This is a genomic window from Pseudoalteromonas sp. PAB 2.2 (genome assembly GCF_001938575.1).
Classification (GTDB): Bacteria; Pseudomonadota; Gammaproteobacteria; order Enterobacterales; family Alteromonadaceae; genus Pseudoalteromonas; species Pseudoalteromonas lipolytica.
This window is the reverse complement of sequence record NZ_LYPI01000010.1, coordinates 196197-218984: the sequence shown is the minus strand read 5'-3', so window position 1 is coordinate 218984 and position 22788 is coordinate 196197. Positions and strand designations below refer to the sequence as shown.

Sequence of the window (22788 nt, the reverse complement as noted above, 5' to 3'; positions counted from 1 at the left end):
GCTACTCTCCTCTTAGAAGCCCAGACTTGATAATAGGTCATCAACTTCATCTTGTCCTGAAACAACATCATCGCGTGACTCTTTATCAATAATTGGCCCTTCTGGACCTGCCAGCGTATCGCTTTGTGCAGGTGCTTTGTCTATGGCCTGTTTTTCTTGTTTTATTTGACCATCGTCTTGACTGCCGAATACAGTTAAGAGATTGATTAAACTGTCTTCTACTTCGCGCACTAATTCGATAACACGGCGTATTACCTGCCCCGTCAAGTCTTGATAATCTTGCGCCATTAGCACGTTGGTCATCAAGCCTTGTAACTCATCTGTTTTGGTGTGCGAGTTATTCATGAACTTATCTAAGCTGTGGCATAACGTTTTAAATTCACCGAGTTCAATTTCTCGATTCATTAAACGATCCCACGTTGGTTTAATCGTGGCAATTTCATCAGCGAGCTGTTGTGCTATAGGCAAACTCGCTTCCACGGCATCCATCGTTTTATTGGCCGCGCTTTCAGTCATTTCCATGACATAATTCAAGCGCTGCTTTGCATCCGGGATTGCTTCTGTTGTTAAATCTGTGAGTCGAGTATCAAGATCGAAGTTTTTTAGTGCTTCATGAAGTTGTCGTGTCAATTTACCGACTTCAGCAAACAACTCTGATTGTTCTTTTGATGCTGTTTCAAGTATCAGCTTATCAGCCTTCTCTTGTTCACCATTTTCAAGATACTCAACAAGTTGACGAGCTTGCTCTAAACTTATTTGAGGCGCAGCAAGTGCTGACATAAGCCTCTCCCCTTAGATTAACCTAAACGTTCAAACACTTTTTCCAATTTGGTTTTCAGTGTCGCAGCAGTGAATGGTTTGACGATATAGCCATTAACACCCGCTTGAGCAGCAGCAACAATTTGTTCTTTTTTCGCTTCAGCTGTCACCATTAACACGGGGATATGTTTAAGGCTATCATCAGCACGAATTGCGCGTAATAGATCAATACCTTGCATTCCAGGCATATTCCAATCTGTTACAACAAAATCAAACTCTTGATTTTGCAACATCGGCAATGCTGTTGAACCATCATCAGCTTCCTGCACATTGGTAAAACCTAAATCCCTTAACAGGTTTTTAATGATACGTCTCATTGTAGAAAAATCATCAACAACAAGAATTTTCATGTTTTTATCCAAAACATCCTCCGGTGAGGTTTGAACCTTATTTACTTACTACTAATTAATCCAGTCATTGATTTTTGCTTTGAGCTTAATCATCGCCTGACCATGTATTTGACTCACACGCGATTCGCTAACATCGAGTATGTGCCCTATTTCTTTTAAGTTCATTTCATCGTTGTAATACAAAGACAAAACGAGTGCATCTCTTTCTGGTAAAGATTGGATAGCCGTCAATAGAGACTGGTTAAACCGTTCATTTTTAACATTATTAAACGGTTTGTCTAGTGCTAAATCATGCCCCATAGGTGTGATGACGTCTTCATCAACGCCTAAATCCTCTATACCCAGTACCTTACTGGAATTTACATCATGTAGAATATGATGGTACTCATCCAGTGTAATATCAAGTTTTTCAGCAACTTCTGTGTCTTTTGGCTCGCGGTTTAAAATACTCTCTAAATCCGAAATCGTTTCAGCGACAAGGCGTGCATTACGGTGAACTGAACGGGGAGCCCAATCACCTCGACGGATTTCATCGAGCATAGCACCTCGAATTCGAATACCCGCAAATGTTTCAAAACTGGCCCCTTTACTCGCATCAAAATTTTTCGACGCTTCTATAAGGCCAATCATACCTGACTGAATCAAATCATCGAGTTGCACACTGGCAGGTAAACGAGCAATTAGATGACACGCCACTTTTTTGACTAAAGAGGCATGTTTTTCAACAATCGCATTTAAATTCTGTGCTGATTGATATCCCATCGCTTTATTCACCGATGTTGTCATAGTTAACCGTTTACTAGTTTTTCAATAAAAAATTCTAAATGACCTGACGGTTGATTTGGAATTGGCCACTTAACTGCTTTCGTTGCTAATGTTTTAAATGCCACAGCGGCTGGTGAGTTTGGAAATAACTCCACAATCACTTTTTGGCGGCGGGTCGATTTGCGCATATTCTCGTCATACGGAATGGTTGCGACAAGTTCCATAGACACATCTAAGAATCGATCCGTTACTTTTGAGAGTTTAGCAAATAATTCTTGCCCTTCACGCATACTGCGCACCATATTGGCAACTATTTTAAATTTGTAAACGCCATGCTCACGACTTAACACTTTAATTAGGGCGTAAGCGTCGGTAATTGAGGTAGGTTCATCGCATACAACAACAACAACATCTTGCGCTGCACGCGAAAAGCTTAATACCATGTCTGAAATACCCGCAGCGGTATCGACAATTAAAATATCAAACTCAGTATTTAGCTCGCTAAATGCGCGGATAAGCCCCGCATGTTCTGACGGTGTTAACTCAACCATACTTTGCGAGCCCGAAGTCGCTGGCACAATTTTTATACCTGCTGGGCCTTCGACAAGAATTTCATCCAGTTCACACTCACCAGATAAAACATGAGATAAGTTTCTCTCGACACGTAAACCAAGCATTACGTCACAATTTGCCAACCCTAAATCGGCATCTAATACTAATACACGATTTCCCAGCTGACCTAATGCGATCGCGGTATTGAGTGACACATTCGTTTTACCCACACCACCTTTGCCGCCAGTGACAGCGATAACTTTAACGCCACTATTATTATTTTGATTCATTTTGCGCAGGCCGCTTGCTTGATCTAATACTGTGTTAATCATACATCCCTACTGTGTTCGACGCTACTGCTTGACGTCGTGAATGTTGTGCTTTTGCTCGTTTTAAATATAATTGCTCAGCTTTTTTTACTAGTTTTTCTGCATTCGCAACGCGAATATCTTCAGGAACACGCTGACCATTAGTAAGATACCCTATTGGCAAGCGATTTTGAATCGCAATACTAATAATCTCACCTAAACTAAGTGATTCATCTAACTTAGTGAAGATACAACCACTTAGTTGCACTTTTTTAAAGTGGCGAACGGTTTCTTGTAGCACGTTAATTTGCGCTGTTGCACTTAACACTAAATAACTGCGAATGTCGACACGCTGATTGCGCATTAATGTATTAAGTTGCTCAGTTAAGCGTAAGTCGCGTTGACTCATACCCGCAGTGTCTATTAATACTAGACGCTTATTGCGTAAATGGTATAACACTTCAGCTAATTCATTTGCGTCTTTAACTTGTTTCACACCACAGCCAATAATGCGGCCATAAGTGGCTAGCTGCTCATACGCTCCAATACGGTAAGTGTCTGTTGTAATAAGCGCGACTTTATCTGCACCATATTTTTGTGCACCAAGGGCTGCCAATTTCGCCACGGTGGTGGTTTTGCCCACCCCCGTAGGACCCACTAAAGCGTACACACCGCCTTGACGTAAAATTTCATTATTTGTTGTATGCATTTGGTTTTCAACCATTTGCAATAAGGCTTGCCACGCTTGTTGACGCGAAACGTCATCAGGAATAAAACACGCCATTTGCTCCGCAACATCACGCTCAATGCCCATACCGGCTAGGCGATCAATCATACAAGCGCGGGTAGGATCACGACGCGCCATGTCTTGCTGCATCAAACCAGATACTTGATGTTCAAGTAATTGACGAATGGCATTCATTTCTTCACGCATCGTCGCCATTTCTGAGTGGCTTGCGGGTGTGGCCGTTTTGTGTTCTGCTGGTGAATCTAAATCGTCGAAGCCTGTGTCTAAATCATCATCAAAACCTAAGCTATGTGCTTGTGTTTGCACTCGCGGTGCTGCTTGCTCTTGATAGCGAGGTTTTGCTGAATATTGCGGCTGCTCTTGCGGCGCAAAACTGTGTGTTTTTGGCTGATAATGTTCACTCGTTTCAATACCAGATTGATTAAACATTGAAGCAAGCTCTGGCGAACGAGGGCGTGGGGCTTGACGCTCTAGTAACGCTTGTAGGCTGTCTGCAACTTGGGCTTGTGGCTCAGGTTTAGCGCGCATAGGTTCTGGTTTAACGAAGTTATGCGACTGTTGTGGCGCTGTGTGTGCAGGCACCGGTTTCGCTTCGGCTTTTGGGGCTGCTTTGTCATAATCAACAGCGGCGACAATTTCAACACCATTCGCTAACTTTTTGTTAGACATAATAACCGCATCAACACCTAATTCATCTTTCACTTCTTTCAGTGCGGTGCGCATATCTTTAGCAAAAAAACGTTTAATTTTCATGGTACAACCCCTTTACTATCCTATTGTTGGCCTACTGAGCTGACAATCTTAATCTGTCTTTCGTCTGGTACCTCTTGGTAAGACATTACCCTTAAACCTGGGATGGTGTACTTAACAAAACGAGATAACACAGTGCGTAACATTCCTGACGTTAGTAATATCGAAGGTTCGCCGGCCATTTCTTGGTTTTGATGCGCTTCATTTAATGATTGCTGAAGTCGCTCTGCAAGTCCTGGCTCTATTCCGGCACCTTCGTCACCTGCATTTTGAAGTGACTGATGCAACATCTGTTCCAACTCAGGCGCCAAGGTTATGACAGGGATTTCAGATGACATACCAACCGCATCTTGAACAATCAATCTGCGCAGTGAAATTCGCACTGCAGCCGTTAGCACATCTGGGTCTTGGCTACGTGGGCCATATTCAACAAGGGTCTGAACAATTGAACGCATATCACGAATTGCGACCCCTTCGTTAAGTAAGTTTTGCAGCACTTTTACAACCGTGGTCAATGGTAACACGTCAGGAACCAGTCCCTCGACAAGACGAGGATGACTTTTCGCTAACATATCAAGTAGGTTCTGTACTTCTTCATGACCTAATAGTAATGCTGCGCTGTTTGTTAATAGCTGACTAATATGGGTTGCCACGACAGTAGCTGCATCAACCACGGTGTAACCCAATGATTGGGCTTCATCTTTCTGGTCTGGCTTAATCCATACTGCATCGAGTCCAAAAGCAGGATCTTTTGTTTCAACACCTTTGATTGGGCCAAATACTTGCCCTGGGTTTATAGCAAGTTCGTCACCATGCTTAAGCTCACCTTCACCACTGGATACACCCATCATTGTGATACGGTAGGCGTTAGGGTCTAACTCTAAGTTGTCACGGATATGCACGGGCGGTACCAAGAAACCGAGTTCTTGCGAGAGTTTCTTACGCACACCTTTAATACGGTTAAGTAGCTCTCCCCCTTGCGACTGATCAACCAGTGGAATTAAGCGATAACCGACTTCTAAACCAATCACATCTACTTGCTGTACATCGTCCCAACCCAATTCTTTTTGCTCTTGCTTGTTAGCAACACCGGTGCCTGGCGAGCCCCCATTTGCTTCCAATTCAGCTTTTTCTGCTTCTGCTTTAATTTTTTGTTGTTGGGTAAAGTAAGCAAGGTAACCTAACAATGCGCCCAAGCTTAAAAATGCAAGATGAGGCATGCCTGGCACAAGGCCCATGGTGATCAAAATACCTGAAGCGATAAATAACGACTTTTCGTTTCCTAGCTGCGACTTAAACTGATCGCCCATGTTATGCGACTCATTTTGACGCGTCACAACAATCGCAGTACCAATTGAAAGAAGTAATGAAGGTAATTGCGCAACGAGACCATCACCAATGGTTAATAACGTATATACTTCCATTGCACGGCTGAAGCTTAAGTCATGTTGAATCATGCCGACAAATAAACCACCCACGATATTAATCACAAGGATCACAATACCGGCAATAGCATCACCTTTTACGAATTTACTGGCACCGTCCATTGAGCCATAAAAGTCGGCTTCACGGGTTACTTCTTCACGGCGCTCACGAGCTTGCTCTGCACTAATAAAACCTGCGTTTAAGTCAGCATCAATCGCCATTTGTTTACCTGGCATAGCGTCAAGTGTAAAACGCGCTGACACCTCTGAAATACGCCCTGCACCTTTGGTGATAACCACAAAGTTGATAATAATGAGAATAAGGAACACAACAAGACCAACGGCATAGTTACCGCCGATAACCACCGAGCCGAACGCTTCAATTACTTTACCAGCAGCATCCCCGCCATTATGACCTTCAAGGAGTACCACCCGAGTACTGGCAACATTCAATGCAAGACGCATAATTGTGGCTATTAGCAGCACGGCCGGAAACATACCAAACTCAAGGGGCTTCATGGTGTAAACCGTAACGAGTAACACCACCAGCGCAAGCGCGATATTAAACGAAAAAAGAATATCTAAAAGAAAAGGAGGCAGAGGTAAAATAACCATGCCAAGGGCTGCAAGCACCAGTAATGGTGTTCCAAGCCCCTTCGCATACTCTTTTTTATCTTTATTAAGTTGTTGTAATACCGCTTTAAATTCCATAATTCAACAATTTCAAAAAATTGACACTACACGGAATTTGCAATAACTATTCCAAGTTATTAAACGGCTAATTAATATTTATAAGCCTCTGGGATAGGGAGCTTTTTATTAAGTGGAACAGGACGTTTACCACGCCCTTTTTGGAAGCGTTTTAATTGAAATACATAGGCAAGCACTTGCGCTACTGCGGTAAACAGTTGATCAGGTATTTGCTGGCCCACCTCGGTGGTGTGATAAAGCGCACGGGTAAGCATGGGTGATTCAACAATAGGCACATCGTTACCCTTACCCACTTTACGAATTTGCATAGCAAGCTCATCGACCCCTTTAGCAAGTACAATTGGCGCACCTGCTTTGGCGGTATCGTACTTTAGGGCAACCGAATAGTGAGTCGGGTTGGTCACGATAACATCGGCATCTGGCACGTCTTGCATCATACGCCTTTGCGACATTTCACGCTGAGTACGACGAATACGGGCTTTAATTTGTGGATCACCCTCTGAGTTCTTATATTCGTCTTTTACCTCTTGCAAGGTCATTTTAAGCTCTTTGTGATGCTTGTGGCTTTGATAAGGCGCATCTATCGCTGCAATAATAATTAGCGTGCAAGTCAGGCCTAAAAACATCCAAGCTAGAATCTCAAGGGCATGAATGAAATTCCCCGGCGCACTTTCAATACTTAGATGTAATATTTCATCAAAAAAGGTATTAATTAAAAATACTGCAAAGCCTGCAACCACCGCAAACTTCAATATCGACTTAACCAGCTCAACGCCTGCTTGGGGACCAAGCATACGTTTAATCCCTTTAGCCGGTGACATTTTGCTGGCTTTAGGCGCTGCAGCTTGCCAACTAAAGTTAAAGCCGCCCAGTAACGTGTTACCGATAAATGCCGCTATTACAATAATGAGAACAAACATCGCCATCGGGAACAACAAGGCATCAGAGACAATGCTCCACACTGAAAACATTTTGGTGGTGTCGTAAGTTTCATTACGATTAAGGCTTAATAATCGTCCCATCACATTATATAAGCCCTTGCCAATTTCAGGGCCATACAACAGCAATGAAATAGCCGAAAAAATTAATACGAACATCGTTCCCAACTCTTTAGAGCGGGCAACTTGGCCTTTTTTCTTGGCGTCTTCTATTTTTTTCCCGGTGGGTTCTTCGGTTTTCTCTTGACCTGAATCTTCAGCCATGGCGCGCTCCTAAGGTGTACAGCCAACAAGGCTGCACATTAACTCAACCATTTTTAACCACTGAAACTCAAACTGAGTCATAAAATTGCCTAACGTAGCCCAAATAATCACAAGCCCTGCGACAAGAGTAAAAGGGAAGCCTATCGAAAAAATGTTTAATTGCGGAGCAGCACGCGTCATGACCCCAAATGACATATTGATCACAAGCATCGCTGTCAATGGAGCAAGAGCCAGAACTAACGCGGTGGTAAACATCCACCCACCCCATGTAACGATATCCCAGTAGTGGTCAACCGACCACCAAGTACCATCAATAGGCAAGACTTCAAAACTGTGTATGACCATTTGAATCATCATCAAATGCCCATTAAAGACAAAAAATAGTAACGTGGCTAGAATCAGGTAAAACTGGCCCACCGCGGGTACACTCAAGCCATTCGAGGGATCAACAACAGAGGCAAAACCTAAGCCTGTTTGCATCGCCAATATTTGACCAGCAAGTACAAAAGTATTCAGCAATAATACCGAAGCAAAGCCAATTGCCACACCAATCAATAATTGTTGGATAACAACCAGTACCATTTCAAACGAAAACAGGTTTGTAAACGTGCTCTGCGGCAGCATAGGCACAGCCACAAAGGTCACCACGACCGCTAAACCCAGCTTAATACGCGTTGGCACATTCTTCGCACCTAAGCCTGCCATGATCATAATCATGGAGCTAATGCGTACAAATGGCAGTAAAAAGTCACTGAGCCACTGTAAGATGACCGCAAATGGAAACTCCATTTACCCCGCAATCTCCGGAATCGACATAACAAGCCGCGTAAAATAATCCATGAGTTCTTGAGTGAACCAATGACCACCCAATATAAGCGCACTGATTGTAATGAGTAGACGAGGCAAGAAACTGAGTGTTTGCTCGTTAATTGATGTTGCAGCTTGAAACACCGCAACGACAAGCCCCACCAGCAAGCCAGGCACAACAATCGCTGACACCAGCTTGATCACTAAAAATAAAGCGTCGCTGAGAATATCGACAAAAATTTCCGGTTCCATCGTATGACTCCTAACTGTTACACGCTATGTTACGCATTGCTACACACCAAGCCCAAAGCTCTTCGCAAGCGTCCCCATTACTAAGCTCCACCCGTCAACCAGTACGAACAACATAATTTTAAATGGTAAGGAGACGATCATCGGCGATAACATCATCATACCCATGGCCATCAAGACCGATGCAACCACGAGATCGACAATCAAAAATGGAATAAAGAACATAAAACCTATGATAAAAGCGGTTTGTAGCTCACTGGTCACAAATGCGGGGATCAGCACGATTAAAGGCGTGTCTTCAGGAGAATCCAACTTATCGTAACCCGCTATTTTTGCAAATGTTTCTAAATCTTTAAGGCGCACTTGCGAAAGCATAAAGGCTTTCATTGGTTCTTTTGCCAATTCTAACGCTTGCACTGAGGTGACTTGTTCATTTAGGTATGGCTCTATCGCACGCTCATTCACTTGCTGGTAAATTGGCGCCATAATAAAGATACTTAAAAACAATGACATACCAAGCAATATTTGATTCGAAGGAGTTTGTTGTAAACCGATTGCTTGGCGCAAAATTGCCAGCACTACAATAATACGCGTAAATGAAGTCATCATAATCACTGCCGCAGGAATAAAGCTCAGCGCAGTCATTATTGCAAGTACTTGCAAAGTTACCGAGTAGTCTTGCGAGCCATCGGGGTTGGTCGTGATAGTGAGTGCATCGATGCCTTCTGCATTAACAGATGGCAGGAATAACACGGTAGCTAAAATAAGTATCCACTTGATCATAGCGTTAATTCTTTTTATTAGGGGGTGATTGTGGGTTCAACAACTTGCCAAAGCGCTTGGCAAGTTCCGGTAATTCTTTTTCTTTTAAGGGAGTTTCTAGCTTATGCAAGTAGTTAATACTGTGCGGCGTAACACCTATTAAATGCTGAGCATTATCAATTTCAATAACCATCAAGCGTTCACGCGAACCAAGCGGTAAACTGCGAACAACTTTAAACTCTTCACTGTTTGATAAATTAGGGTTGAGCTTCTTGACAAAAAACGCCAATACCACAATAACCACTAACACTAAAAGCAAAGACATCACCATAGACAGCAAATCTGCCGTAGGTGATGCTGTAGGAAAAACAGTGCTACTGGCACTAGATAAAGCTATAAATGCGCTCATCGTAACTTTTTAATTCGCTCAACTTGGCTAATCACATCTGTAAGACGAATACCAAACTTGTCATTAACAACCACCACCTCGCCGTGCGCAATCAAGGTGCCATTAACTAACACATCAAGTGGCTCACCAGCGACACGATCAAGCTCAACAACAGAGCCTTGGTTTAATTGTAATAAGTTGCGAATATTGATTTTAGAACGACCAACTTCCATCGAAATGGTGACTGGAATATCTAAAATGGTGTCAAGTTTGCGCTTTTCATCACCTGAGAGTTCATGCTTCTCATCTTTCAGCTCGTCAAGCTCAGCAACTGAGGCATTACTTGTTGCACTTTCGGCTTCCTCGGCCTCGGCTAATGCCGCTGCCCATTCGTCCATTGTATCTTGATCATCACTCATTATATTTAACCTTATAAATCGACTACCAGTCTAAATCGACACCTTCAGAGAGGTGAAGATCTTCTTCTAGTTCTGCTAATTCTGCATCCGAATCCAGTTTTTTGCCACCTTTAGTGAACACATGGAGTTCAGACTTAACTGATTCAGGGCGTTTAATTTTTTCACTAATTTGTAATGCCACATTGTCTCGAGAGCGGCCCATTTTAGCTCTAAAGGTCGGCAGCTCTTCAACAAAGACCGTAATGTGTTCAGGCATTTCAACGGGAATAATATCACCCGCTTTTAATTCCATAATTTGCGCAAGCGTTAAATCAACCTCTAATAACTGAGTTGATAAATCGACTTCGACATCCATAATTTCATCACGGAGAGCTTTACTCCAACGCAAATCAGTGTCTTCAGTATCTGATTGAACACCGGCATCAAGTAATTCACGAATTGGCTCAAGCATTGAATACGGCAAGGCAATATGAAAGTCACCGCCACCGCCATCAAGTTCAATATGGAACGAGCTAATAACCACCACTTCTGTTGGGCTAACAATATTTGCCATCGCAGGGTTAACTTCAGAGTCGAGGTACTCAAACGACACATCCATAACCGGTGCCCATGCTTCTTTATAATCTTCAAAGATTATTTTGAGTAGCATTTGCACAATACGACGCTCTGTTGGCGTAAATTCACGGCCTTCTATTTTTGCATGATAACGCCCGTCACCACCAAAAAAGTTATCGACCAAAATAAACACTAAGCGTGCTTCCATGGTGATCAGGCCAGTGCCTTTTAAAGGACGAAAACGCACCATGTTTAAACTTGTTGGTACAAATAAGGTATGGATGTACTCGCCAAACTTAATCATTTGTACGCCGTTTATTGATACCTCTGCGGTACGGCGCATCATGTTAAATAAGCTGATCCGCATATGACGGGCAAAACGTTCATTCACGATTTCCAAGGTCGGCATGCGACCACGGACAATACGATCTTGTGATGAGAAGTCATACTGAAGTGTATTACCGTCTGAATCACCACCGTCGTGAATATCTTCCTCTTCGACTTCATCAACGCCGTGTAAGAGCGCATCAATTTCGTCTTGGGATAATAAATCGCTCACGCTGACCCCTTATTGCATCACAAAGCCGGTGAACAACACCCGCTCAATCACTTTACTGCCTTCAACATCATTTAAGGCAGTTTGAACTTTTTCTAGTGCCGCCACACGCACTGACTCTTTACCTTCACTGGTGCCAAGTTCATCAGCTGTGGTCGTAGACAACACCCCTAATAAAGTACTTTCGATAAGTGGAATATGTTTCTTTGCCGTTTCTTCGTTTACTTCACCGCGTACTAATAACTGCACTTTAATTTGTACAATTCGATCACGACTGGCACCTGGCACATTAAACACAAAAGGACGCGGCATCGCGACATATAACGCCGAACCGACCTTCGCAGAGCTTGATGGAGCAGCCGTTTCAGAAACCGTTGTTTCATCAGCAAGGCTTTCTTGTGGGGCATCATCGCCCATAAATAAAAAATACCCTGCACCTGCGGCTAAAATCACAACAACTGCAGCAATGATTATAATCAGCTTTTTTTTACTTTTACCGGTATCTTCTATTTCTAAATTTGCGTCTTCGGCCATAATCACTTCCTTAAGCGTTACAGTAAACTCATTCTCTGTAACTGTATTATTTCTTATAATAGCAGGACTTATGCATAGTAATCTATTGATGATGACGATTGTTGTCGAGAAGTTTCTACGCTTTGCGTCGTGACGTCTTGCTGAACCTCTTCGTCATTATGATGCCCTGCAAGCTGCCCTTGCTCTGACTGGCTGCCTTGTTGTTCAGGGTTACCTTGCTGAATACTACTTTCGCCTAGCTCAATCCCCTGTTGCGCTAACATTTCTCGCAGACGTGGCATCGATTGCTCTAAAGCTTCTTTGGCTTGTTGATTTTGCACAACAAAGTTAATTTGTGCTTGCTCAGCATCACTGCGGATACGAATTTGCATGCTGCCCATTTCAGGCGGATCAAGACGTATTTCAGCTTCTTTGTTATTAATATTTAACAGGGCACTGACTCGCTCTTGGAGCATTTTTGCCGCATCACTTTTTATAATATTAATTGCTTGCATCACCCCAGGGTCAAGGCTCACTGTTTTACTTTGTGGCTGCTGTTGAGCCTGTGTTTGAAAACTATGCACATCTAAGGCTTGTTCATATTGTTGATAGGCCGCCTCATAAGCCCCTGTTTGAGAGGGATTAAGCGGTGCCGTCAATTGATTGAAAAGCTGCACGACTCGTGCTGTCGACACCTCTTTTGGGCGCTCAGTGTCGAGTAAAGTATCAAGCTTTGATGTTGCTTCAGTGTCTGTGTTTACAGCGCTGGCATTTTTTAGCACTGATAATTGCTCACTGCGCTCAGCTTTAGGGCTTTTACTGTCAGGCTCTGTTGTCGCCGTTAATGTGGGTGTTACAGCATCCGCTTTCACGGGGGTAACCGCGTCAGATAAAAGAGTCTGCACCGCCACTAATTTTTCATATTGTTGAGTGCCTGGTGTTAAAGATTGCAACTGTGCGTTTACTTTATTAAGCAATGCTTGCTGCTCATCTTTCGTTAATGTGGCAATTTGTTTTTCTATTGCAGCCGGAACTTTACTGTCAGGGACTTTACTGTCAGACACTTTGCTTTCTGTAGCATTACTTAGTGCTGCTTTCGCTGCGTCTGCGACTAATGCCGGCTGCGGTGTCTGTGTTTTTTCACTATGAGTATTCATCGCTTCGCTAAGTAGCGCTTTAATCTTATCAACGTCATTTGAGCTTAGCTCACCTGCCGCCTTTAATTGATTAATTTGCTGCTCAAGTTTTACCTGCTGCGTTGACGTTAAAGTCAATTCTTTGGCAAATTGACCGACCGCTTGACCATCACCACTTTGTACTTTTGCCAACAAGCTGACAATTGATTGATTCGTGACTGACTCGTTTGCCGCTTTCTCACTCATCACGCTATCAGCTGAATTTGTCGCCGCCATTTTAGTAATGGTATTGTCAGTATCTATCGCTGGCTTACTAGCGATATTTTTCGCATTTTCAGCAGCGTTGTTAGTCGGTGCTAACTTAGCATCTACAACTTGCGATTCTTGCACTTCGCCACTGGGAGTCACCACTGAACCTAACGATGCGGCCTTCGTATCATTACTTACACTGCTCAACAGTTCTGTAGCCTGTGCGGCCTGTTTCATCGCTGCATTTTGCTCAGTAGTATTTGCCGTGATAACTTGAGGCTGCTTGGCAGTGTTTACTGTTGTCGCATTTTCAGTGTCATCGAGTACAGACGGACTATCAATAATTGGCGTGACTGAATCTTTCGGTGGCAATTCGCCAATCGGTTTCAATTGATTGTCAATCGCGGTAGCAACTTTAGACTTAGTTAATAGATTGGCAACTGAGTTTTCGCTGTCAGACAACGCATCATCATCTGCTAAAGACGCACTTAAAGGCGAAGGAATAACAGGCGTAATATCATCAATTGGGGTGGGCTTTTTATCAACCACAATCCCACTAAATTCATGTTTGTCTGCGAGCACGTTTACACGCGTGCTCATTGCGTGTGATGCATTAATTTGTGAGAGCAGTGGGTTGTCTTCCCCTTCGATGAGGGCAACGTCTGTGCCTTCATCATTATGCGTCGGCTTATCAGAGACCTGTTTGCTGTCTGTATTATTTGCTACGACACCGCCTGCTTGTTCAGCCTCACTTTGCATTACGTTACTATTGTCGCTCTGTTTATTAGCGACAGTTTTAGAGTGTACCGCTTCGCTTGCTTCAGACAATTCAGTTAAAAAGCTTAGGCCTGATGCGTGATCATTTGCCTCTGATTCTTTGCTTAAAAAACCAGTATCGTGCTCAGTTTTAACCTGCAAATTAATATCACTGATCGCCATAATTCACCTAAATATAAAGAGGCAATTTGCCGCCGCAAGTGCCAAAATTAACGCTGTTAAGCAGATAGCTGCAAATTGCATGCCTAAAAATCAGGATTATAAGGTTGGGTTTTTCAGTTGACGCTGGAAGAACTGATTAGAGGCAAACTCGTCCAACATTTTTTGTTCATTTTTAGCCACTATCGCAGCCTGTTTTAACGCGTGTTTCTCAATTAATTTAGCGACTGCTTTTGCTTTAACTTGCTGTTTTAGCCACAGTGTTTTTCTTTGCGATACAACTTGTTTTGCCGTATTAACAGTACTGGCTTGTTGGCGAATGGCTTCTTCGATTTTTGCTATAAACGAATGGTACTGACTAAACCCTGCGCTTGATAAACCAGAACGGCCTTTTAAGTGCAATTGCTGTGAGTACTCTAATCGAAAGTTGTTTAGACCTTGCAGTTTTTGTTGATTACTTTGCAAGTGCTGCTGCGCTTTTAAGTAATCCATGCGCAATGATTCTTCTTTGTCGTTTTCAAGCTTTAATAATAAATCAAGTTTACTGTTTGCCATTATGCTTGTCCTAATAACTGCGCAAGGCCTTGAAGGCCATCATCATAACTGATCACATCTTTCATGCCTTGCTGTAGGAATTGATTGACTCTTGGCATCATATTAATGGCTTGATCGAGCATCGGGTCAGTGCCTTTTTGATATGCTCCAAGCGTGATCATATCTTTATTCTGCTGATACATTGAATAAACCTGTTTAAGCACACGTGCTTGCTGCATATGCGCCTCTGACACCACTTGCGGCATCACCCGCGAGATCGACTTTTCAATGTCTATTGCGGGATAATGGCCGCTATCAGCAAGCTCTCGAGAGAGCACAATATGTCCATCAAGAATAGCTCGAGCCGAGTCAGCAATAGGGTCTTGCATATCATCCCCCTCACTCAGTACCGTAAAAAAGGCTGTGATAGATCCTTGCCCTTCGCCGCCATTCCCCGCGCGTTCTACCAATGCTGGTAACTTAGCAAACACCGAGGGTGGATAGCCTTTTGTTGCCGGTGGCTCACCCACTGCCAGCGCTATTTCACGCTGTGCCATAGCATAACGGGTTACAGAGTCGAGCAGTAACAGCACATTAAGCCCTTGGTCACGAAAATATTCTGCAATGGTTACTGCACTTTCGCAGCCTTTTAAACGCATCAAGGGAGATGCATCAGCAGGAGCAGCAACGACCACTGAACGTTTACGCCCTTCTACTCCTAGTATTTCTTCAATAAACTCTTTGACCTCACGGCCACGCTCACCCACAAGACCAACAACAATGACGTCAGCCTCTGAACCACGAGTCATCATTCCTAGCAGCACCGACTTACCAACACCAGAGCCTGCAAACAAGCCCATACGCTGGCCTTGACCCACCGTAATCACAGAGTTTATCGCACGAACACCCACATCCATCGGCTGACTAATTGGTCTTCTTGAAAGGGGGTTAATCGTATTTTGCGCAAACTTGAGGTAGTGCTCAGCATTAACAGCACCCAGCCCATCCAACGGTCGACCTAAGCCGTCAACAACCCGACCTAATAAGCCCATCCCTACAGGTAAACCCGTTTCATTAACTTGTGGGATCACTCTTGCACCGGGGAGTACTCCAGAAATATGGTCGTTTGGCATCAAATAAAGCGTTTGGTCGTTAAAACCAACCACTTCAGCATCGACAAACCCATTGATAGTTTCTATTTTACATTGGCTGCCTACTGGCGCTCTCAAACCTCTTGCTTCAAGCGTCAAACCGACTACGCGCGTCAACATACCCGCAACGGCCGGTTTAGAAACTTTAATATGCTTTTCGTACCGTTTTAAACGGTCGCTAAGGGTCATTGATTGACTACTCATAGTGAGCCTAAAAAGAGTTAGATACCACTATTATGCAAGAAGTTTTCCAATGTTTCTTTGACGCGTGTTTTTACGGTCATATCGATGGATGATTGCGGGGTTTTTATTTCGCAGCCGCCGCGTTCAAGTGTCGGTTCTGCTACTAATTGCCAGTGATTATCTGTAATAGTTTGCTCACCGTAACTTTCAGTGATCAGCGCAATGTCATCTGGGTGTAGATGAATACGCACTCTTGTTTGCTCGTCTGCTAGTGCATCAATAGCGTGTTTAAGTGCGTGCAAAATAACATCTGGTGATGTTTTTATTTCTTGATAAATAAGCGATTCGCTAAGCATAACGGCCAGTTGAACAAGTTGCTTTTCAGCACTTTCATCCACTTTTGATAAGGGCTGAGTTAGGCTATCAAGCAAACTTCTTAGCGTAGTCAGTTGCTCTTCTAAAATCGGTTTTATGTCTTCTTGGCCTTGTGCTTTACCCAGCTCAACACCTTCTTTGTAGCCTGCTTCTTTTCCTTCACCCACGCCTTTTTCAAAGCCATCAATGTAACCTTGCTCATGGCCTTGCTTTAAGCCTTCGTCGAAAGCATCTTGACGAATTTTTTCAAGCTCAGCCATCGTCAAAGGTGGAAATTCAGGTTCTTCTGGTTCTTCTTCAACGTCTTTTTTTTCTTGCTCTTTACGGTACAGATCAGCCAAAGGGGTACCGTAAGCTGTTGAGCGCCCAGCAAACTTTCGGGTATCTTGCGCTACATCAGGAATCGGCCAGTTCTCGAGTAGTTCATCGACTGCGTCACTTGCATGAACTGGGCGTCCGGGATGAAAAGAAGGCTTTGTCATGGTTTACAGGAACTCCTCACCACCGCCACCGCCAAGCATAATTTCGCCTGAGTCAGCTAAACGACGTGCTGTAGACAAAATTTCTTTTTGTGCCGCTTCTACTTCACTAATACGCACAGGGCCCATAGCTTCTAAGTCGTCGGCCAGTAATTCCGCTGCACGTTTAGACATATTACTTAAGATCTTCTCTTTCAGTGCCTCATCTGTGCCTTTAATCGCTTTCATAAGGACATCTTGCTGTACTTCGCGCAGAATCGCTTGAATGCCTCGATCTTCTACATCCATTAAGTTTTCGAATACGAACATCAAGTCTTGAATTTGTTGCGACATTTCTTCGTCATGCTCACGAATCGAATCCATTAACTGACCTTCAATATTGGTATCAAGGTAGTTCATGATATCTGCCGCTGCTTTTAAGCCGCCCATTTTCGCTGCCTGTGCACCTGCTTGGCCGGCGAACTGTTTCTCCATGATCTCGTTTAACTCTTGCAATGCAGCTGGTTGAACTTCTTCAAGGTTCGCAATACGCATCGTTAAATCAAGACGCACTTTCTCTGGGAATTGCGACAGAATCTCGGCTGATTGCTCAGGCTCTAAGTAAGAAAGCACAATGGTTTGAATCTGCGGATGCTCATTACGAATAATATTAGCCACCTGTTTCGAGTCCATCCACTTAAGTGAATCAAGACCTTTCGCTCCCGACCCCATCACAATTTGGTCGATTAGGCTGGCGGCCTTATCTTCACCAAGTGCGGCCGTAAGCGCTTTTTTAATAAAGTCTTCAGATTGGAAACCTATGGTACTGAAGCTTTGAATTTGCTCAATAAACAAGTTATGAACGGCGCTGATTTTCGCTTGCGATAAATCGTCTAATGCAGCCATCGCCATGCCCACTTTTTGCACTTGCTTAGGCTCTAAGTGTTTTAGAATTTGCGCAGCATCTTCTTCCGATAAACTCAGCAATAAAATCGCTGCTTTATCAACACCGTCTAATTTATCAACATCAAACGCCGGTGGGAGTTGTTTTTGTTCTTGATCAGTCATCTTCAGTTAACCACGCTTTCACTACTTGAGAAGACAGTTCTGGTTCATTAGCAACCAATGCACGAACTGCTTTGAGTAAATCTTCATCACCATGTAAATCTGGCAGCTGTAGTGTACCATCACTTGAGAATCCTACAGCAGCAGAGTCAAAGTCTTTATTTAGCATATCTAGCGTACTATCACCAATATCTACACCAGAGCTAAGTGCATCTTCATCATACTCTTCAAGTGTATCATCTGGGTAAATTAAGCGTTTCAGCATAGGTTTCACAACCGCCATGATAAGTACGATAATCACTAATGCACCTAATGATAAACGTAATATCTTCATAAACCAGTCTCGTTCCCAAATAGGCACTTCTATGGCCGCAGCGGTGTCTTCACGTACAAACGGAACAGTAACAACTTCAAGCGCATCACCACGTTGCATATCAAACCCCACTCCGCCTTGTAGCAAGCGACGGATATTTGACAGCGCTTCAACAGAACGAGGAACCATTGTTGTCTCGCCGTTTTCACCCACTTGTGGCACATAGTCAACCGCAACAGATACACTAATACGACGAATAACACCTGTTTGCTGACGCTTATGAGAAATAGTGGTATCTAGCTCGTAATTACGGGTTGCTTCTTTGTGCGAACGACTTGGGTTCATTGCACTACCAGCGCCCCCTTGTCCTGCAACTTCAGGAATATTTGAATTAACAGGCGGTTGATTAGTCAAGGCACCTGGGATCCCCACAGCAAGACCACCAATGTTATTTTCTTCAAATGTTGTTTCACTGCGCACTGCAGGTAAGTCTGGGTTGTAGCGCTTTTGTGTTTCTTCTACCGCACTAAAGTCCATATTTAAATCAACTTGCGCAGTGTAATTACCTAAGCCTACGACAGGAATTAAGATGCTGTCGATTTTATTTAAGTATTCTTCTTCACGCTTGCGCTCAATTTCATATTCTTTGCGAGAACGCGCTGCCAGTGAATTTTGTGAACCCGAATTAAGTAAGCGACCGTTTTGATCTGTCACCGTAACACGCTCAGGTGAAAGACCTTGTACTGCAGAGGCAACAATATCAACAACTGAGTCGATTTCTTCACCATCTAACATACGGCCACGTTTAAGAGTCAGTACAACGGTAGCTGATGGTAATTTTTCACGACGAGCAAATACGTTTTCTTTTGGAATTGCTAAAAGCACTTTGGCGCGAGTGACATTTTTTAGCTCTTCGATTGTGCGAGCAAGTTGCTGCTCACGACCATGTTTTAAACGTTCACGTTCTAAGCGTTGGCTAACACCAAAGCCCATATCTTGCATGATGATGTCGGTGCCTGAGCTTGGCGCTTGCTCAAGACCTTCACGGGCCATCAATAATTTAATATTTTGGTATTCGCCTTCTTCAACTGAGATGACATTACCATCAAGTTCATAATCAATCTTCTGTGCGTCTAAAAAGTCCAGCGTTTGGATAAGCTCTTCGGTTGGCATTTTACCCAGCGGTCGCATATCTGGTTGACGAGCCCAGATAATAATAAAAATTGCGATTGCCAAACAAATAGCCAGTGCAATGACCAACGTCACCTGACGTAATACATCAACGCCATTGAGGGCACTGAGGTAGCCTGACTTTTGCTCTTGTTGATCATCCGTGTCTGAAGTATCGACACCGCCGCCTGCGAGGGCTAGATCAGTTGATTGATTAGATTGCGCCACAATAATTCTCCACTACCTAGTTAAACAGGCATGTTCATGATTTCTTTATATGCTTCAACAAGTTTGTTGCGAACTTGCACCGTTGCTTCAAAAGCAACCGAAGACTTTTGCGAAGCAATCATTACTTCAGCAAGGGATACACTGCGGTCTCCCATCTCAAGTGCTGTTACTTTTTGTTTTGCTTCTTGCTGCAGGCCATTAACGGTATCTAGCGCGCTTGTAAGTAAGTCACCAAATTGCGCCGATGATGTTGGCTGAGCCTGAGTTGGTAAATTATTAACGGATTGACTACGGCTAGCTTCAAGTGCCATAGATTGCATTTCTTGAAATAATGCGCTGTTTTGAACTTTCATAATACTCTCTGACAATGCAGTTTACTTATATATAGATAAAGCACAAAACGTGCCACAAAATAAAACAATATAAATCAATGTGTTAGGTGGTTATTTTGTTTGTCAGAGTTTTGACAGCAAACAAGCCCACACGGAGTGAGCTTGTCAGTTAAAGGGGGATGCTTTTAAGCGGGTAATGCAATACCTAAATCGCGCATTTGAGCTAGTTTATATCTAAGTGTTCGTGGACTAATCCCTAATGTTTCAGCAACCTCTTTGCGCTTTCCTTGGCACCTAGCTAGGGTTTCTAAAATAATGCGATGCTCTTTGTCTTTAAGCTCATCTTTATAATTTCCCTGCTCGTTAACAGATGGAATTTCGTCATGCATGGGGTTAACCACTTGCTCTTTATAAACCGGGGCATTTTGCACCGGTGCACTATTTACAGTCTGTGCTTTAACCGCTAAGAGCTCTTCAATAAATATATCGTCTTCATGAATGCTATTACCATCACATAGTATCAGTGCACGCTGAATCACATTATCAAGTTCACGGACATTACCCGGCCAAGCATGCGATAGCAGTTTTTGCTTAGCTTGCTCAGTTAATAATGCGATAGGCTCTTTACTTCTGATGCAATGACGCTCAATTAAATGCTCTGCAAGGACAATAATATCACCTGGGCGCTCACACAGCGGACGCCACATTAAAGGAAAAACATTTAAACGATAATACAAATCTTCTCTGAATAAATTTTCGCTAACAGCTTCTTTTAAATCACGGTTACTGGTTGCGAGCACTCTAACATCGAGCTCAATGGTTTTACGACCACCCAAACGCTCAACTTCACGCTCTTGCAAAACACGCAGTAACTTAGCTTGCAGACCTAAATCCATTTCGGTGATTTCGTCAAGCAAGATAGTGCCACCTTGTGCTTGTTCAAATTTGCCAGGACACGCTTGAATCGCCCCAGTAAACGCGCCTTTTTCATAACCAAACAAGGTCGCTTCTAACATGTTCTCAGGAATAGCAGCACAGTTAATCGCTACAAAGGGGGCATCTGCGCGACTTGATTTATCGTGAATAAAGCGCGCCAGCACTTCTTTACCCGAACCACTGGGTCCGAGCACCATGACACTGGCATCTGAACGTGCCACTTTACTGGCAAGCTCAAGTAATTTAATACTGGATGGATCCGCGACAATCGGCCCATCGGTTTCTTTTTCTTTCTCGGGTAAATAACGACTCACCATATTCAATAAAACTTCGGGTGCAAATGGTTTAGCCATATAATCAATAGCCCCTAAACGCATTGCCTCAACCGCATCATCAATGGTGGCGTATGCTGTCATCATTAATACTGGTAGCTCAGGGTAATTAAGTTTAATGCTACGCAATAAATCAAGGCCGCTCATCGCGCCCATTTGTACATCGCTTACCACCAATGAATACGTCCCTTGCTTTAGCAATACCATTGCTTGCTCGGCACTGTCGGCAGCGATGCAATCAATACCTGACATTTCCAATGTATCAATTAAGGCTTCGCGTAAGCCTGCGTCGTCTTCAACGACTAAAATAGAGTTCGTATTCATCTTGCCTCCACTGACGTAGTTTCTGCACTAATGGGCAGGATTAAACTAAAACATGCCCCCCCATGGGCATTATTAGCCACTTCGACCCGTCCTTGATGCGCATTAGCGACTGAGCTTACGACTGCAAGCCCAAGCCCTGTACCTTGGCTTTTCGTTGTGTAAAAGGGTTCAAATAATTTTTCGGCTTGGCTAATATCGACTCCAGGGCCATTATCGCTGACGCTGATACGAACACAGTGTTCACTCCTCTCATCACGCTGAGCGCTGAGTGACACTTTTGCGTGCTGGCCAATAATTTGAATACTGTTATGAATAAGATTTTGAACAGCACTGGCTAACGCTGTTTTATTGCCCACAATTTCAATATCGGGCTCTGGCAAACTAACGGTTAATTCACTGTGGTTTTGCGCCACCATAGCATCAGCCCCCGCTTTTACTTCATTGAGTAATTGCTGCATTGATACACGCTCAACTACTTGCTGTTCGCCACTTTTAGCAAACAACAACATATCATTCACTTGGGTTTCTAAATCTTTTAATCGTGACATTAACTTGTTATGAAAATTACCACGCGAGCTTTCAGGTAAGCGTTTAGAACCTAAATTAGCCGCATATAACATAGCAGCCGAAAGCGGTGTTCTTACTTGATGCGCAAGCGATGCGACCATTTTACCCAGCGCACTCAGGCGCTGCATGTGTGCAACACGCTTTTGCAGTCGGCGTGTTTCGGTCAAATCGGTCATTAAAATTAATTGCCCCGGTTCTGGCGTCAGAGCCGTTATATCAAGCTTAATCAAGCGACCATCTTTGAGTGAGACTTCGTGACCATCATCTTGTTTAGGACGAAAAGAGCGCTGAATAACGCTGAACCACTTTTCACCCTCCAGAGGCTCACCAAGCATATCGATAGCGATTTGATTCGCTTTTGCAATCATGCCGCGGCCATCCAATACCACAACCCCCGCAGGCATGGTATCAACCAAATGGCTCAACCAACTTGCTTGCTGACGAAGTTCACTCAACTCACCCACATACTCTTCTTGCTGTAAACATGGGTTATATTGATTAGCTGTGATAAATTGTGGTTTTAGTACATGTGCTAAGGCCATAATCGATACTCAAAAAATCGTGTCTAGCTGTGTAAATGCACAATCCGTACCATAATTATTATTGTTTTATTTCAGTAGT

23 protein-coding genes are annotated in these 22788 nt (G+C 43.5%); all 23 read right to left on the bottom strand.

Annotated features, from left to right (window positions below; translation table 11 throughout):
• Positions 1-12 precede the first annotated feature (12 nt).
• The 23 genes from BWD47_RS09435 to BWD47_RS09325 all read right to left on the bottom strand — a co-directional run bounded on the left by BWD47_RS09435 (position 13) and on the right by BWD47_RS09325 (position 22709).
• Positions 13-780 carry a protein phosphatase CheZ gene (locus tag BWD47_RS09435; protein WP_036970081.1) on the bottom strand — a complete coding sequence of 256 codons (768 nt, stop codon included), beginning with the start codon at positions 778-780 and terminating at the stop codon, positions 13-15.
• 17 nt (positions 781-797) lie between these two features.
• A complete protein-coding gene (cheY, locus tag BWD47_RS09430) occupies positions 798-1181 on the bottom strand; it encodes a chemotaxis response regulator CheY (protein WP_016708035.1) in 384 nt (127 codons plus the stop codon).
• 39 nt (positions 1182-1220) lie between these two features.
• Positions 1221-1931, bottom strand: a complete 711-nt coding sequence (locus BWD47_RS09425; protein WP_036971668.1) for an RNA polymerase sigma factor FliA — start codon at positions 1929-1931, stop codon at positions 1221-1223.
• Positions 1932-1957: 26 nt separating this feature from the next.
• Positions 1958-2818, bottom strand: a complete 861-nt coding sequence (locus BWD47_RS09420; protein WP_036970099.1) for a MinD/ParA family protein — start codon at positions 2816-2818, stop codon at positions 1958-1960.
• Positions 2811-4295 carry a flagellar biosynthesis protein FlhF gene (gene flhF, locus BWD47_RS09415; protein WP_075593872.1) on the bottom strand — a complete coding sequence of 495 codons (1485 nt, stop codon included), beginning with the start codon at positions 4293-4295 and terminating at the stop codon, positions 2811-2813. Before flhF ends, BWD47_RS09420 begins: the two co-directional genes overlap by 8 nt.
• A 20-nt stretch (positions 4296-4315) precedes the next feature.
• Positions 4316-6427: a flagellar biosynthesis protein FlhA gene (gene flhA, locus BWD47_RS09410; protein WP_075593871.1), complete on the bottom strand. Its 2112-nt coding sequence runs from the start codon at positions 6425-6427 to the stop codon at positions 4316-4318.
• A 71-nt stretch (positions 6428-6498) separates the two neighbouring features.
• Positions 6499-7629, bottom strand: a complete 1131-nt coding sequence (flhB, locus tag BWD47_RS09405; protein ID WP_036970105.1) for a flagellar biosynthesis protein FlhB — start codon at positions 7627-7629, stop codon at positions 6499-6501.
• Between the two features lie 9 nt (positions 7630-7638).
• Positions 7639-8418 carry a flagellar biosynthetic protein FliR gene (gene fliR, locus BWD47_RS09400; RefSeq protein WP_065978751.1) on the bottom strand — a complete coding sequence of 260 codons (780 nt, stop codon included), beginning with the start codon at positions 8416-8418 and terminating at the stop codon, positions 7639-7641.
• Entirely contained in the window at positions 8419-8688 is a 270-nt protein-coding gene (gene fliQ / locus BWD47_RS09395) for a flagellar biosynthesis protein FliQ (protein ID WP_036970111.1), read from the bottom strand.
• A 39-nt stretch (positions 8689-8727) separates the two neighbouring features.
• A complete protein-coding gene (gene fliP / locus BWD47_RS09390) occupies positions 8728-9468 on the bottom strand; it encodes a flagellar type III secretion system pore protein FliP (RefSeq protein WP_036970114.1) in 741 nt (246 codons plus the stop codon).
• A gap of 4 nt (positions 9469-9472) precedes the next feature.
• Complete coding sequence (gene fliO / locus BWD47_RS09385) at positions 9473-9856, bottom strand: flagellar biosynthetic protein FliO (protein ID WP_075593870.1); 384 nt, start codon at positions 9854-9856, stop codon at positions 9473-9475.
• Positions 9853-10254: a flagellar motor switch protein FliN gene (gene fliN, locus BWD47_RS09380; protein WP_036970120.1), complete on the bottom strand. Its 402-nt coding sequence runs from the start codon at positions 10252-10254 to the stop codon at positions 9853-9855. The genes fliO and fliN overlap by 4 nt, the downstream gene beginning before the upstream one ends.
• Positions 10255-10276: 22 nt before the next feature.
• Entirely contained in the window at positions 10277-11368 is a 1092-nt protein-coding gene (gene fliM, locus BWD47_RS09375) for a flagellar motor switch protein FliM (protein ID WP_036970123.1), read from the bottom strand.
• Positions 11369-11377: 9 nt separating this feature from the next.
• Positions 11378-11899, bottom strand: a complete 522-nt coding sequence (fliL, locus tag BWD47_RS09370; protein WP_036970126.1) for a flagellar basal body-associated protein FliL — start codon at positions 11897-11899, stop codon at positions 11378-11380.
• Positions 11900-11967: 68 nt separating this feature from the next.
• Complete coding sequence (locus tag BWD47_RS09365) at positions 11968-14202, bottom strand: flagellar hook-length control protein FliK (protein ID WP_075593869.1); 2235 nt, start codon at positions 14200-14202, stop codon at positions 11968-11970.
• Positions 14203-14298: 96 nt separating this feature from the next.
• A complete protein-coding gene (gene fliJ, locus BWD47_RS09360; protein WP_036970129.1) occupies positions 14299-14754 on the bottom strand; it encodes a flagellar export protein FliJ in 456 nt (151 codons plus the stop codon).
• Positions 14754-16088 carry a flagellar protein export ATPase FliI gene (gene fliI, locus BWD47_RS09355; RefSeq protein ID WP_075593868.1) on the bottom strand — a complete coding sequence of 445 codons (1335 nt, stop codon included), beginning with the start codon at positions 16086-16088 and terminating at the stop codon, positions 14754-14756. The genes fliJ and fliI overlap by 1 nt, the downstream gene beginning before the upstream one ends.
• A 17-nt stretch (positions 16089-16105) precedes the next feature.
• The gene (gene fliH, locus BWD47_RS09350) at positions 16106-16924 is read right to left on the bottom strand and encodes a flagellar assembly protein FliH (RefSeq protein WP_075593867.1); all 819 of its coding nucleotides are present in this window, start codon (positions 16922-16924) and stop codon (positions 16106-16108) included.
• 3 nt (positions 16925-16927) lie between these two features.
• On the bottom strand, positions 16928-17968 hold the full coding sequence (gene fliG / locus BWD47_RS09345; RefSeq protein WP_036970138.1) for a flagellar motor switch protein FliG: 1041 nt from the start codon (positions 17966-17968) through the stop codon (positions 16928-16930).
• A complete protein-coding gene (fliF, locus tag BWD47_RS09340; protein ID WP_036970141.1) occupies positions 17961-19676 on the bottom strand; it encodes a flagellar basal-body MS-ring/collar protein FliF in 1716 nt (571 codons plus the stop codon). Before fliF ends, fliG begins: the two co-directional genes overlap by 8 nt.
• Before the next feature lie 20 nt (positions 19677-19696).
• Entirely contained in the window at positions 19697-20029 is a 333-nt protein-coding gene (fliE, locus tag BWD47_RS09335) for a flagellar hook-basal body complex protein FliE (RefSeq protein ID WP_036970144.1), read from the bottom strand.
• Positions 20030-20193: 164 nt separating this feature from the next.
• Positions 20194-21600, bottom strand: a complete 1407-nt coding sequence (locus BWD47_RS09330; RefSeq protein ID WP_075593866.1) for a sigma-54 dependent transcriptional regulator — start codon at positions 21598-21600, stop codon at positions 20194-20196.
• Positions 21597-22709 carry a PAS domain-containing sensor histidine kinase gene (locus tag BWD47_RS09325; protein ID WP_036970150.1) on the bottom strand — a complete coding sequence of 371 codons (1113 nt, stop codon included), beginning with the start codon at positions 22707-22709 and terminating at the stop codon, positions 21597-21599. Before BWD47_RS09325 ends, BWD47_RS09330 begins: the two co-directional genes overlap by 4 nt.
• Positions 22710-22788: the final 79 nt, after the last annotated feature.